Below are 15,120 nucleotides of genomic sequence, written 5' to 3' on the forward strand. Positions count from 1 at the left end.
AGTTATGTTCCTTGATGTCTATTTTGGAGTTTCTATGTTCGCTAAGATGATTTAATACTAGATTCTACCCTATTCAGATATATACTTTAATAAGATGGTCGTCCGTCGTGTCTGGTATACATGAGCGCCGAAGGAACTCTCGATACTACGATCGACGACGTGCTGACGCTCAGTCCGGAGCTCACCGAAGGGGATAGCCTCATCAAGGGCCAGATCCGCCTCTACGATGTCGACAGCGAGGCCGATACGCTGGAATCCGACGCAGAACGATTCTTCAACCGTACGCTGCTGACCGGTGGATTAGAGGACTCCCTGAAGCGACTCCGAGACACTCGTCGGGGCGAGGACAACAACCGCCTCCACGAGATGTACGGTCCATACGGGACCGGGAAGTCCCACCAGATGGTGGCGCTATACCACTGCTTCAACTCACCTGACGTGGTTGGCAAGTGGGCAGATGGTCGTATTGAGGGGCTTGGAGAAGCGCTCCCTGACGACGCATTACCGGTCGTCGTCTCCCTCCAGAAAGAGCAGTACGAGTACCTCTGGGAGCCGCTGTTCGAACAGCTGAATTACGAGCCGGACGAGGAACAGTACGACGAGGAGGGTGGTTACCCGAGCATCGACGTTATCCAAGACGCGGTCGGCGACCGTACCGTCGCGTTCTTCATGGACGAACTCGAGGACTGGTTCGGATCGCTCAGCGGTCGGCGGAAGGACGCGAACCGCGGATTCCTGCAGGCGCTCTTCGAGACGACCTCACGTCCGAACACGGAACTGTTCGCTTTCGTCTCTGTGCTCCGTGAGGGATCCGACGTCCACGATATCCTCTCCCGCGAGCCCGAGCGCGTGCAGGTCAACATGTCCAACCAAGTCGACATTCGGGACGTCCTCCGTCACCGACTCGTCGACTCTATCAACGATCGCTCGGCGATGCGCACGCTCGTCGATCAGTACATCGAAGCCTACGCGGACACGGACTACGTCGACCTTCCAGACGGGCTCCGCGAGGAGATGTACGACACCTACCCGTTCCACCCGATCCTCATCGACTCGCTGAAAACCCGCTACTTCGCGGAGACCGAATCGGGCGCGACTCGGGGGATGCTCTACCTTTTCGCGAAGGTACTCGTCGACCAGTACCAGAATACTGACCTCCTCACGCACGGCGAGGTCGACGCGGTCGAGTACAACGACGAGCTCACCCGCATCAACGTCGAACACTCTCGGCCGGACCGGTGTTACGACGACATTCGAGAGCGCCTCGCTGACGCGGACATCACCTACGGTCGACCTATCCTCAGCACCGTTCTCATCTACTCGCTCACTCCGGGGCTCGCGGAAGGCGCGACCACCTCCGACATCGTCATCGGGACCTACCACGCCGGCGACCGCATCAACGACATCATCGTCGACCTCGAGCGTCTCCAGGGAGAGGTCTACCACCTCTGGCGCTCCGACGACCGCTACGTCATCCGTGAGGATGAGAACCCGCGCTCGCTCGTGAAGAACGCTGCTCGCGACGTCGACGATGAAGACGCGATCGAGCTCGTCGGTGGCCTCATCGATGGCAATCATGAAGCTGTCACGGGCGGCGGCTTGTTTGGTTCGGGTGCCCACGCGGTCGGCTTCAACGTCGACGGCGAACTTGAGAACGTCCCTGATAGCCAGAACATCAAAACCGTCGTGAAGAACGGTCCCTGGGATGCTGACAGCGTCGGTGAGATCATCAAGAACCAGCCGGCCGGTCGGCAGTGGCGGAACACGCTCGTGTTCGTCCAGCCGAAGAACGGCAAGACCATCTCGCCCACCTCGCAGCAGGAGAAATTCCTCGGGAAGGCCAAGGAAGTCATCGGGGCGGAACTCCGAAAGGAGGACGAGAACCTGGCCGAGGAGATTCGCGAGGAGATCGGAAAGCTCCACGACGAGTACGAGGACGACCTCCTCGAACGCCTGGAGAGCGCTTACGGGGAGATCATCGACGGCGACGACCTCCTCAATGAGTTCGACTACGCGGCCGAGATGTCGCTGGAGAACTTCGTCGCCACCGAACCCGTCCTGAACGCCAGCAATATTGCCGCAGCGGCGGAGGCGGATCCCTTCGATCTCCAGCGCCACGTCTGGGACATTGTCCGCGATCGCCTCGATAGCCGCTCTGAGACGACCATCGACGACATCTACGAGCAGTTCCTGATGGAGCCGACGTATCCCATTCCGGGGAGCGCGCAGGCGGTCGTCAACGCCGTCGAGGACGGACTGGGGGACAAGCCGATCCTCGCACACGATGGCAGCGGTTTCAAAGATGAACTCCGCGGGCTGAATCAGGACACGGTACTCGTTCTAGAGAGCGACGTCGAGAAGTGGTCGACCGAGGAAGTCGAATCCGAACTCCGGGGGCGGTTCGGCGCCGGTACGAAGGAAGTCGATCTGGGTTCGTTCGAACTCGATCTTCGCCAGCGGACCGACGTGTGGATACATGACCAAGACCCAGAAGACGCGGTCAAGATGGCCGCTGGGCGGCTGGCGAACGCGGACCACTACGTCCTCATCAGCGGCAGTGAAATCCTCGACAAGGTTCGCTCAGACGCGACGCTCCGCGACGTCTCGGACGCCGAGACGATCGGGCCAAACGAAGTTCGTGACCGCATCGAAGAGACGGTTGATGCCGCCGGAGAAGCCGACACCAGCCAGGTGCTTACGACGATTCGGAACGACACCGAGGTGTACCTCCCGCAGGACAATACCGAGTCCGCGTTCCGCAGCGCGGTGAGTACGCTCCTGACCGATGGATTCAAACTCAAAACCGGGGGCGACTACGTCAGTACCCTTGGCGATCGTGAACCGACGTCCGTCGTCGTCGCGCCGATGGTTCCTGAGGATATCGGCGACCGAATTCTGAACTACATTGGTGACCTCGATGAGGAAGCCACCTTCCAGGTGCAGTCGATTCAGAGTGAATGCGCTGCGGGACAGCCCGAGGCAGCGGTCAAGCACTTCCTGCTCGCAAAGCTCGGAAAGGAGGACCCGCACTACGTTGTCGGCGCGACCGGCTCGGAGGATCCTGCAGACTGGTTCCCCGGAGCTGGGTTCCGCATCCCGCCGGAAGAGGGCTGGACCTTCGAATACCAGGGCGACAGCCCGGCCGAGATGCGCCAAGAGTGGAACGAATCACACGAATCCGGCTCCGTCTCCTACGGATCGCTTTCGTTCAACACCGATGGCGAGGGCGCGGCGCCGGGCGGGCTCCAAGGCGTTGCCGAGTTCCAGCAGGCACATACGGATCTCCAACTCGAGCTCGGGCAATCTCACGAGGTCGTCGCCGACATTCTGGAGAATATTCCTGAGTCTGCCACGAGCATCGACGTCACCATCCAGTTCGAATGACGCCCAGCTTCAAATACGAAGACGGGACCACCATTCACCATGTCTGACCCGGACGCGAACTCGCGGGATACGCTCCCTATCGAGCGGGGGTTCCCCATCGAGCAGGTGAACGACCTCGCTGACCGCGAGGGCCGCGCTAAGATGTACTACCGACCGCTGTCCACGATGCACAAATGGTGGGCGAGACGGCTCGGGAGCGTGTTCAGGGCGATCTCGCTGTACTCGTTAGTCGATGATCCTAGCGCTGTCGAAATCCATAGGGCAGACCAAGAAAATCAGAACCTTTCCGATTTCGGCGACGGCGATACAGAAGACACCACCACTGAGCATCTCGCTCAACTCATCGAGTCTGTCAGTCTCACCGAGCCAGACGCGCTCTGGGAGCTGTATCCGAAAGACGTTCGCGTTGATGGGAAGACCGTCCTTGACCCGTTCATGGGCGGCGGGACGAGCCTCATGGAGGCCATCCGATTCGGCGCAGCTGTCACCGGTGTCGATTTGAATCCTGTCGCATGGTTCATCTCAAAAAAGAGCCTTGAAGCTCACGAGGTTGATGCCGACGAGCTGCAACAGGCCTTCGACGATGTCCGAGCAACCGTCGCAGACGAACTCCAGTCTCACTATGAGACTACCTGTCCTCACGACGAGAACCACGTTGCTGACGTCGTGTATGCGCTCTGGGTACGGAAGCTAGACTGCACTTCCTGTGGCGAGACGATTCCACTGTTCAAAGATTACCGCGTCGCGAACGGTCGCTACGAGGACGACGACAAATACAACGTCTACTGCCCGGACTGTGAGTCCGTCTTTCTGACTGATGACTACCAAACCGAGTCCGTTTGTACGGAGTGTGGCTACGAGTACATCCCAGCGAACGGCCCAGTCTCTCGAGGCGGTAACTACGGATGCCCGTCGTGCGGTCTGCAGTATCCAATCGTCGATGCGATCGCCGACGGACAGTCGTACGCCGAGGATCTCTACGCGATCGAATACTACTGTACGGAGTGTGAGGACGAAGGCAAGGATCGAGCGATCTTCAAGGGCTACACCGCGGCAACTGAAAAAGATCGTACTCAGTTCGATCGCGCTAGCGAGGCGTGGCACTCTGCAGAGGAGTTAGATGCGTATATCCCTCAGAGTGAAATCCCCGAAGGTGCGATCACAGCAGCGTCCGGAATTAATGGAAACGATGTCTTCCGCCACGGCTACGAGACGTGGTCGGACATGTTCAATAATCGCCAGCTCTACTGTCTTTCGACGCTGCTCTCGGCCATCGATGACGTCGATAATCAGAGCGTCAAAGAGTATCTCCTCCTCGCTTTCAGCGACTCTCTGATGTTCCAGAATAACTTCGCACTCTACAATATCTCGGGGACGAAAATAGAGGGGATCTTCAGACAGAACTCCTACCAACCCCAGGTCGAATATGCGGAAAACAACGTCTGGGGAACGAGAGCTGGTCGAGGCACGTTCAAGAATACGTGGGAGAAAATCGTCAACGCCGTCGAGTTCGCCCACCAGCCAACAGAGCGGTACCTCGAAGATGGGGAACTCAAACAGACGGATTCGTTTGAGAACCCGGTCGGTGGTGAGTACACACTCCATCAAGGCGATGTCCGGGACGTTGAGCTCGAGTCGGAGTACGACGCCATCATCACTGATCCTCCGTACTACGACAACGTCGTCTATTCGGAGGTCTCGGACTTCTTCTACGTCTGGCAACGGCTGCTTCTCTCTGATGAATATTCCTGCTTCACGCCCGAAACGACGCCTCGTGAAGAGAGCATCGTCGCGAACCCGGCTATCGAGAAGGACGGAGCTACCTTCGAGAGGGAGCTCAAGCAGTCGTTCTCCCGGATGCGGGACGTACTGAAGGACGACGGCGTACTCACGTTCACGTATCGGCACAGTGGAATCGAGTCTTGGGGGACGCTCCTCGAGTCTCTGTGCGACGAAGGATTTGATGTGACTGCGACGTACCCGATCTCGGCCAATCTCACCGAGTTCGTAATGGGCGACGAACTCTCGTTCAGCGTGATCGTGGTCGCACGACCAATGACGGATCGCGACCCGATCAGTTGGGCTGCGCTTCGACGACAGATGTACAGGACTGCGCAGCGAACGGAAGAGGAGATTCAGGAAGGACAAACCATCTCTGAAGGCGATATCAGCGTCGTCCAACTCGGACGGTGTTTCCGAGAGTATTCCAAACACCACGGCAAGGTCCACCGTGAGGGAACCGTCATGTCCGCGACTGACGTTGTCGCCGGGATGTACGACATCATCGCTGGTGATGATGATGTCTCCCCCGACGAAATCTACCTGAGCCTCCTGTCGATGGGGGAGCCCACGTTTAACGATGTGAACCGTCTGTGTCGAGGAACTGAAGTCAGCCCAAAGGACCTCCAGGAACGGGCGTTTTTCGACACCACAGATGGCTTCACGTTATTGCGGTGGCACGATGAGCAGCGGATGGCTTACCTCCAAGCGAAAGCCCCTGACGAACTCTCTGCTCTCGAACGGGTGCAGCTCCTCCGATACGCTGCTGATGAGGAGACCAAACCCAGGGAAGAGAGCCGCGAACTGGAGGTCACAGGAGAAATGATGGACGTAGCATCCGAACTTGCGGACATCACTGGGGACGAGACGTTCCGTCAGATCCTCAGGGACTAACGTATTTCACACTCCTGTGAGACGTTCGTGATGACATGAGTGATATCGACGCAGTGGCGGGCTTGTATAACATCATCGTGAGCGGTGAGCGAGAGTCCGCCGAGTATCGGGTTCCCATCGAAGAGTTCGTGACGAAGCTCGAGAATCGAGACCTCCCCGACGAGATCTGCGTAGCCGGTCTCGAAGAAGTCCTTACCGAAGACGATGATCTCCGTGATCGGCTGGTTTCTACGATGCGGCAAGAAATGGATTATCTCAACAGCCAGCGCCCGTTACCAGCGATTCAATTCGTCGTCGACGGTGATGTTCAAGGTGCCGGTGATTCGTTCGACGTAGAGATCGATGATGAGTTCCACTCCTTGGAGCCAATTTTCGGTCGGCAAATCAAGAAGCGGGATTCGGGATGGCTTGTTGTACCGTTTCGCGTGTAGTACCCGTCAGGGGTTACATCAGGGGATATGGCCCTTCGATGCTAACCGAGGTGCCCTCTTGGTCAGATTTGAGGAAGTGCAGAGTCACTGTCCCATGATCGTCATTCCCCTCAGGTTCGTATATCGGGACGCAGGTCGTCTCGTGTTGCGGGTATTTTGGATGGTCTTCTTCGTCGGTCTTTGCACACGCCTCTTTGATTCGAGCCTTCGTCCACTGCCCCTGATTTTCTAGCTCCGGTTTGTTTGGTCCATAGGACGCGAATGCAATCGCTGCGATGACCCGGTCAGCGAACGTGGCGGCGTTGCTGATGCTGAACGGGCCATTCGTATCGTGAACCTCCGAGAGGGCCTCCTCTGAGACGCCACTGAGACTGAGGTGTGCATCGGAAGTCGCCTCGAAAACATGAAGTTCAGGATAGGTAATCGCGAGCGTCTCCAAGATGTACTTTCGGATGACCTCCTCGTAGTCCTCGCAAGTGAAATCGCCGTCAGGTGAGACGATCTCTATTTCTGCCCCAGTGTGTTGTACGGGAAGTCGAACGTTGCGATACTGCGGGCAGAGGAATGCCATCCGGTCGGTCTCCGTGAGATAGGCGTATGCGAACATCCTTGACCGGGATGCAGAGTCGTTAGCTGGGTTCTTGCCCGCTTGATAGTACTTGGAGTCCAGTACCGCGAGCGTTTGGTCTCCGTCTGTGAGGAGGTGATCGGGTTGGTGGCGGGCCTCGGCGTTTCCAGCGAAAGGATAGATCGGCGGCTCAGGCTTGCATTTGACCCCTGAGAGCTGATCCAGGTAGTCGATCTGGCGTAGAGCCTCCACTTTCCGGTTGAGAATCCGATTGGAGTAATCCTGGAACAGTTTATTCATACTCAGCGCATAGTCAACGAGGAGTTCCTCCGGGCCACCCCCAGCCTGGCCGAGCAACGTCGACGAGAGAATCGATTGACTGGTGTGGAACGCTCGACGGTAGTAATGGCGTTGTCGAGGAAGATCCTGGAGTGAGAGCCGACGATAGCCGCCGATTTGCTTCTGGCTACTCTGAATGCCCAACTTCTCCATCCGTTCCACCTCTTGGTGAACCATAGAGAGGAGTACGTCCTGACGGGGGTGCTGGTGGCCGTCCTGATCCTGCTGGAGCAACCTGAGGAGCAGCTTCCCGGCCATGTGGATTGTCGAATTCACAGGGTTAGCGTACTCGACCTGTGTTTCGATCCAAGTCGGAACCGGGTTCCCGGTTGCGTGATTCATCAGCGTTTGCTCGACGTCGATTGAACCCAGTCCTTCGAATCCGTTCCGGCGACGAATATTGAGATTTCGAACGAATCCCTCGCGTCGGATCGTTCGGACGCCATGAACGTAGTTGATCGCCAGGATGGCGATAATACGAGCGGATTCAACGCCGCTGGAAACCAACTCGTCAAGGGGGACTCCGTAATAGGACTGCGTTCTGTCGATGTCGTAGATCGTAAGCAGCATCTGGATGACGTGCTCCCAGGCAACTTTGGGTTCGACCTGGACACTCATCCCCGGGACCAGCCTCACAATGCCGACGACGTCGGAAGGCTCTACGTGGAGTGTGTCATCCACGAGGCGTACTGAAAGGACTTGAAGTGCATCAGACTCGGAATTTCGCCCGGATCGAGTCCGTAGTCGGGGGCGCTTCTTGACGAATTTGCTCCCCTCCCGAACGAAGTTTGCCGCCCGAAGTTCGTTATTGATCGTATCCGGATCGCAGTCCTCGATGATGAGCTTTCGATTCTCCTGAACGGAGCAGAGGGATGTACCGTAGTCGTAGCGGACAGCGTTACTCATAGGCGCTGACGCCCATCTCGCGTTCCTCAGCCTCCGCCTGCCGGTTCGCGAGGTCCATGGCGGGACTGAGGTCGAACGCCTCGAACTGATTGTCGAGCGTCTCGTAGTGACTCGCAAGGCGATTGATCTGGGGCAATGCCGCGGTGTTCAGGAGACGAGGCGCGATGTACGTGGCGAAGGCCTGCCCGACTGCGACATCTTCCTCACCTGTGTACTGACCCCCGTTCGCACAGGCATGCTTGAGAAACTGGGTGATGTCCTCGTAGTGCATCGGCCCGAACTCCATGATCCCGTCCTCACCACTCGTGGTGGTCCCTTCGTTGATCCCTTGATGATGACTCTCGAAGAGTTCCTGAAGCTTGTCGCGGTCAATATCCACATCGGATCCGAGTTCTCCGATCCAGCGGTCGAACAGGGAAGCCCGTTCCTCATCGCCGTAGCGGCTGAGTTCTATCATCGCGAAGCGACGAGTGATCGCATTGTCGAGTTCGTTCACTGTCCGGTCCGACATGTTCATCGTACAGATGATCTTGACGTTGTCGTTGAGCGTGAGTGGGTCGCCGTCGTCATTGCGGAAGATCACCTGGTCTTCGTCCTCGATAGCGGTATACAGCGGCCCGAATACCTGGGAGATGTCTGCCCGGGTGATTTCGTCGATAATGACGCCCCAGTTGTCCTGGTACTCGTTTGCCTTCTGAATGCCCTGGGAGACACAACCTGCCCGTCGATGGTACTCGATATCGCCGTCCTTCGTCTCCGGTTGGATACTACCGGTGATGTCCGCAGGTGTCCATGTTGGCGTCGCGGTATGGAGAGAATAGTCGATGCACGCCTCCAGTGCGAGCTGCTTTGCGAAATAGGTCTTTCCGGTACCAGTCGGGCCGTAGAGAACAATTGGCTTCCCGACTTCGATAGCGGTGAGAGCGTTTTTCTTGACTGTGTCCGGGACCAGCGTCTCGCCCAGATTGTAATTTCGTTGGGCGACGGTCTGTTTGACCTCGAACGGGGTGACATTTGAGGTCAGAAGGGCCTGTCGGACCTCATCACGATTTCCAGAGACGCGCCTGTCAATTTCCGCGTCTTCGACCAGATATCGTAATGCGTCTGGGCTAGAGGTGCGATTTATAAAGTCAGTCGCAGAAGCGCTCGAATTAACGATGAACCCTCTGAATTCCTCTGCCTCCTCGCGGTCGTAGTCCTCGAATTTCGGCGTCCCGCTACTCATTAATTGGGAAATATCGGGGGGCTACCATAAAACAACGTGTATAGATGGAAGAACGTGAGCTAGGGGGATACAAAGAAACATACCTATGTAGATTAATTGTGGAATTGAGACAGATCCCATGGCATTCGACTCGGAGTCATTCTCTTCTGGGCACACCCTCATTCAGCGACTTGAGGAATACAACCCGTGGTGGGAGCGCGGTCGAGAGGCGAGTCAAACTGGCGACTATTCATCGCTCCAGGACATCTTCTACCAAACATACGACGAGCTGCATCAGCAGCAACGGCGGTTGATTCCCATAACCGGCCCTGACGGGGCGGGAAAAAGCGCCCTCCTCGAGCAACTGGCCTCTGCGCATATCGACCCGGATTTCGTAGAGAAGTTCATTCGAGATGTAGACAGGCGTGAGCAGGCTCGAGAGCACCTCGTATCCCCCTCGAACGTCCTGTACATCCCTCTTCGAGATGATCCGGTCTTCCAACTTCAGCCGGAAGCTCAGCTCCGGGCAGCCGTGGATCACTTCGAAACGCACGTCCTGCGGCACCCCCGCTCATCCCCACACTACATCCTGTTAGATGATCTCCATACGGTTGAGCGACCAAACAAACGCGGGAATCAAGATGTCGGCCGGTGGGAACGCCTCCTTGTAGACTTGATTGCCGAGCACGATGACCGTCAGATCGTGTTCACGGCGCTTTCGAGAGGGTCCGTACGGGAGCGATTCGAGGAGACCGACCTTGCAGAAGTGAATGAAGGAATCCGCGGAGAGACACGCGAGCTGTATCCCATGGGTTTCGCCGATTTCCTCAAGATGCGATACCGGGATATCGAACTCGCGCCTTCGGCTGAGCGGTTCGATGAGGGCGCGGTTCGGAAGGCGTTACTGGACGCTGTCGAGGCGGGAGACGCTGACCGATTCGTAACCGAGGTCGAAGCCCAGAACAGCGACGCAATTGCTGACCCGTCGTCGATCCGGCGGGAGATCGCGAATTACTGTACGAGCGGGGGGATGCTGACGCTCAGAATCTCCGGTGACGGCGTCTCGATTGACGAGGAGCGATTTGTCGACGTGCTCCGTGGACGGGACGATGTCGATCTCGAAGCCCACCAACGAGAACTACTCAACGACTTCAGAGACGATCTCCTGCACGCCGCGACGAGCCTTGGAGGGGTGAAGGACGCGCTCGGCTTGGAGCGATTTTGTGGCCTCGCTGCTCACGAACACCCGACCGGGGACGTGCGGTTCGACGATCTGACCGAGGTACTCGATGTCGACCGTCGAACCCTCCGCGATAAGTATCTCAGCGTTCTCTCACGACTCCATCTGCTTTCGGCAGCACAGGAATACGACAATCAACGTCCACGGAGGCTCCGATTTTACCTGCGGGATCCGGGGATCACGAACGCGTTCCGTCGGAATGATCTCAATGACGTCCTCCGACGTGAGCCCGGACTAGACGAAGCTCTGGCGAAGGCGGTTGCATTTGATCACACAATCCGGTTGTCGAACACGCTCAACCATCCCCACGATCCGAAGCGTGGAGTAGTCAAGTTCTGGGTTGGGTCAAAGGGTACAGTCGATTTCGTGCCCAAAATACGCGGTACTCCCGTTCCGATACTATGGTCTCATAACCGTGCTCTGGACGAACTCCAGATGAGTCAAGATACGCCTGATTTCGATGCTTTACAGGAGTTCCTCGAGAGCGATGCCTACGAGAGCGAACGAGACCGAGTCGATGAGCAGATGTACAGTCCTGTGACGGACACCTTCACCAAGCAGCGGCGATCATACGTCGAGCAAGACGAGTACGGGGGTGAGCTCAGTGCTGACGGGAAGGCTGCATTCGACGCCGAACCAGCATTCGGGATGGTTCTTACAAATGCGCGGTCAGCTCTGGACGATGGAATTTCCGTCAATACTGACAGTTCGAAGCCGATCATTCAGGTTCCACTCTGGACGTATCTCCGGTTAGAATGAATGAATACAGGAATATATCTGAACATCGAGTAATTCCGATCTAAATCCGGGAGGCGTCATTCGGAACCTACTCAATTCCCATTTGTCGGACAGCGTAGCTTCGGGCGATTTAACGCCCGGAACTGTCGCGTGATTCCAACCGGGTGCCAGACGGCCCCCGACGTCGTCAGGCGCTTAGTGAGCATTTGAATACGGTAGAGATGTCAATCTATGCCGGCGAGGGGCGAGAAATCCGCAGGAAAAACACTCGGAAACGAAAGAGAGACTCAGAACACCCCGATTGTCCAGTCGCCTCTAACGAAGCGATGTTCCCTTGTCAGTTCCCCTCACGAACTATGTTTAGTAGTTGAGTACGAGTCTCGCGACCAATCGGAGCGACACCTGCTCTTTGATAGATGATGATATTCTTGACTTTGGATTCGAGTGCAGGGATGTCGATTGCATCTAATGCTCCCTTGGACGCTCCAAAACACCAAGTCGTGTTCTTTTGTGCTGTCGATAGGATATCATCCCATCTACTTCCAACTGTATTTTTGAAACTCGATGCGGAAAGAAGAACGACGATGATATCGGCAGTTTTTCCCGCCGAAACTATTGCGTTAGCGAATTCTTCCATGCTCTCCTCAGAAGAAGCGTTTTTACTCGCGATCTCTTGAATTGGGGTTTCCCCCTTCAAATAGCCGAATTCGTCGGAGAGGATGTGTAGCTCGGTTTCCGCATACTTAGATATCTCCTGCTCAAGATTTGAGATAGGCTCGAAAAGACCTTGGAAGTAGTGCTTAGCAATAACACCCTCTTCAGCATCAGCGGTAGTCTGAGCTCCTTCAGCAAAGATTGAGATGTTCATATTGTACCGTGATTGATATATTTAGAACTCCCCAAGGGTAGAGTCTGCCCCTAGGATACGACGGTAGGTGTCGTCACCGGTCGCATCGGCTAACCCTTCACAGAGTTCGCGGAGTTCGTCGTCCACGTCCCACTTAGAGAGATAATTCTGTGTGGACTTGCCCTGTTCGTAGCGATGGCGAAGTAATTGGGCCTTGTCAAGAGCGTTTAAGTCGTTACCATCACTTTTTACCCGGTCTTGAATGTAGGCTATACGCTTCTCATCATCCCACGTTCCGAGGATGAATTCACCCCCTTCAATACGGTAGAGATGCATATCTCGCATCTGTTCAGTACTTGCATCCGTTCCACGGGTGAGTTTGTTCAGATCGTTGTATGTAGCCTCCGGTATTTCAAGCAAATCAAGGAACACATCAATTTCCCCGATCTCGCTTCCCTCTTGAATAATGCCATAGATTTCATCAACTACTTCTTTTGCAGTCATTTCTTCACCTGCCCGCATCACCTTCCCGTGATGCTTGGAATATTCGTGGAAACACTCTCCCATCTCAATTACGCCGATATCACCTTGAGCAAGGTCTCGGTTTTCCTCAAGTTGCTTGTGCGTTTTCTGTGCTGTTCTGTGGATATTTCTTCTGAGACTGTTCCAAGAGATTGGCTGCCGCTCGCCCACTTTTCGGGCGACAATGACTATGTCGAACGAGACAGATTCGCCCTTCATAAATTTGTTTAGGTCAGAATTGATTGGGTACGTCGCTGTCACCTCAAAACCAGTTTCGCAGAGTGATTCAAGGAGCTCACCCCACGATTCAGAGTTGCTGTGGTGGTACGTGAAAGCAACTACTCCGTCCTCTTTCAACGCGGTATTGATGCGTGAGAACGCTTGCTTGAGTTCAGACTCAAACTCTTCGCTGCCTTTGCCCGAAGCCGGATTCACAACGATACTGTCAGCGCGCGGTGTATGTTCTGATTCAAAACATTCGTACTCCTGCTCAAGCATCGGCTGCAGCCAAACATAAAAGAAGTCAGATAATTCTGAATAGAGGACATTATTGTAGTACGGTGGATCGGTTATGATCGCATCGTACTCCTCTTCGGCGTTAATACGCCGCATGTCTCCTTGATGAATAGTGGTGTTTCGTCCGATAGGTTGGCCAAATTCTGCAGTCTCTTTCGTCTCACCGTCTTGGATATAGCGTTCCGTGGGAGAATTTGCATATTCTACGCCACGTTTTACCATATCCCAAATCGACTCAAACGTTCCTCGGCCATATTCTGCCCCCCATACATTCCCTTCGCACGCCTCACGGGGTGGATCAAATGAGTTCGATTTGAACAAGTGCTGTATTTTGTTATATGAATAATCATACCCGGTGAGCATATTGTTCGTGGGCAGAGAATTGCTTAAAGTCAGCAGTAGATATTCTCTCGCATTTTGGTTCTCGAGGTCGTTTATAGATTCTAATATTTTTGAGATGGAGAGGAGTTGGCGCTTATTGAACATATCAGTCCATTCATTGACACCGTGTCGGGGAAGGTTTCCATTCCCCGGCATTGTCCCATCAAATTGAGTAGCATCGGTCTTCCAACCGGGACGTATCGGTTTATCGGGTACAAATTGCCGCAAAGATTCACTGTCTTCCCATTCCTGTTCAGCCTCTTTATAACGCCGTCTGTCGTTGTCTGTAGCCGATTTATACCCCTTCGCCTTGGACTTTGAGGCTCCTTGTTCAGCACAGTGCGAACAATGGTATTCCAAGGCTGAGAGATGAAGGTCAAACTCTTCGCCTTCCTCAATCTGTTCTGTTATAGAGTATTTCTGCCCGCACTCAGTACAAATGTAATCCCCATAATCCACGTTACCTTGTTCCGGGACAAACTTGTATCCACACTCGTTACACGAACACTCTTCTCGCCAATCTTCTGTCAAAAACACCGACTCGCAGTCCGGGCAGAGTACGTTATACTTGTCATCATTCTCATATCTCCCTTTCCCGATACGAAAGTCTTGGTGTAGTGGGATCGTGTGCCCGCAAGACCGGCAATCAATCTGTTTCACCCAAAAGTTGTACATTACATCGGCGTCGTGGTCGCCGTGTGGGCAGGTAGTTTTGTAATAATTGAGTATATCATCTCCAACGTCAGATTTGACTTGCTTAAACGCTTCCTCAAGCTCCTCAACGCTCGTCTCACCTGCTTCGATTTCTTTCTTGGTAATAAACCAAGCAACGGGATTTAGGTCATACCCCTCAGCCTCAACACCGAATCGCGAGGCTTCCACGAGAGATGTTCCCCCACCCATAAATGGGTCGAGGATTTTCTTATTTCCAATTCGTACATCCTTAGGATAGAGCTCCCACAGGCTTTCGGGGTCAGCCATATCGACGTTTTCGATGAGTTCTTCTACTTCACTATGACCGCCCCCATATGCGTCAAGCGTCCCATTCTTTCCCGGCTCGTAGACTTCGACCTGCTCTGGGTCATCAAGGAGTGAGTAGAGCGAGATAGCGCGGAATAGACACCCCGGCCGCCGTGCCCACCACTTGTGCATCGTGTATATTGGGCGATACCATTGCTTTGCTCGCCCTTCTTTCTCAGCAATCTCATTTACCCGTTCAATAGGGAAGCCCCGCTCTATAGGGAGTTCTTTCCGTTCACTGCGTTCAGCAGAACGACCCGTTTCCTGAGACATTGTGAATACTCCATCCAATCCATCCGAGTCTCATAAATCCACTACACTTCGCGAGTTACTCTACAGGATGTACTTCCT

The 15,120-nt window shown here is 55.0% G+C and carries 8 protein-coding genes; 4 read left to right on the top strand and 4 right to left on the bottom strand.

Annotated features, from left to right (window positions below; translation table 11 throughout):
* Nucleotides 1-120: 120 nt before the first annotated feature.
* Genes WDJ58_RS25865 through WDJ58_RS25875 form a run of 3 tightly spaced genes read left to right on the top strand, consistent with a single transcriptional unit; the run spans nt 121 to nt 6,488 of the window.
* Nucleotides 121-3,384 (top strand): DUF499 domain-containing protein, encoded by a 3,264-nt coding sequence (locus WDJ58_RS25865; protein WP_338918442.1) that lies wholly within the window; start codon nt 121-123, stop codon nt 3,382-3,384.
* Nucleotides 3,385-3,423: 39 nt separating this feature from the next.
* Complete coding sequence (locus WDJ58_RS25870) at nt 3,424-6,057, top strand: DUF1156 domain-containing protein (RefSeq protein ID WP_338918443.1); 2,634 nt, start codon at nt 3,424-3,426, stop codon at nt 6,055-6,057.
* 35 nt (nt 6,058-6,092) lie between these two features.
* Nucleotides 6,093-6,488, top strand: coding sequence for a hypothetical protein (locus WDJ58_RS25875; RefSeq protein WP_338918444.1), 396 nt, complete (start codon nt 6,093-6,095; stop codon nt 6,486-6,488).
* A gap of 13 nt (nt 6,489-6,501) precedes the next feature.
* Here WDJ58_RS25875 and WDJ58_RS25880 read toward each other — a convergent pair whose 3' ends face one another.
* Both WDJ58_RS25880 and WDJ58_RS25885 read right to left on the bottom strand, forming a co-directional pair.
* Nucleotides 6,502-8,301 carry a hypothetical protein gene (locus WDJ58_RS25880; RefSeq protein ID WP_338918445.1) on the bottom strand — a complete coding sequence of 600 codons (1,800 nt, stop codon included), beginning with the start codon at nt 8,299-8,301 and terminating at the stop codon, nt 6,502-6,504.
* A complete protein-coding gene (locus WDJ58_RS25885; RefSeq protein WP_338918446.1) occupies nt 8,294-9,526 on the bottom strand; it encodes an AAA family ATPase in 1,233 nt (410 codons plus the stop codon). Before WDJ58_RS25885 ends, WDJ58_RS25880 begins: the two co-directional genes overlap by 8 nt.
* A 118-nt stretch (nt 9,527-9,644) precedes the next feature.
* Here WDJ58_RS25885 and WDJ58_RS25890 point away from each other — a divergent pair, with 118 nt between their 5' ends.
* Nucleotides 9,645-11,504, top strand: coding sequence for a DUF4143 domain-containing protein (locus WDJ58_RS25890; protein WP_338918447.1), 1,860 nt, complete (start codon nt 9,645-9,647; stop codon nt 11,502-11,504).
* Between the two features lie 316 nt (nt 11,505-11,820).
* On the opposite strand, the gene WDJ58_RS25895 is transcribed toward WDJ58_RS25890, so the two are convergent.
* The gene (locus tag WDJ58_RS25895; RefSeq protein WP_338918448.1) at nt 11,821-12,351 is read right to left on the bottom strand and encodes a hypothetical protein; all 531 of its coding nucleotides are present in this window, start codon (nt 12,349-12,351) and stop codon (nt 11,821-11,823) included.
* 21 nt (nt 12,352-12,372) lie between these two features.
* On the bottom strand, nt 12,373-15,042 hold the full coding sequence (locus tag WDJ58_RS25900) for a DUF1156 domain-containing protein (RefSeq protein WP_338918449.1): 2,670 nt from the start codon (nt 15,040-15,042) through the stop codon (nt 12,373-12,375).
* Between the last annotated feature and the right edge of the window lie 78 nt (nt 15,043-15,120).

Origin of the sequence: Salinirubellus litoreus, assembly GCF_037335815.1 — an archaeon.
Lineage (GTDB): Archaea > Halobacteriota > Halobacteria > Halobacteriales > Haloarculaceae > Salinirubellus > Salinirubellus litoreus.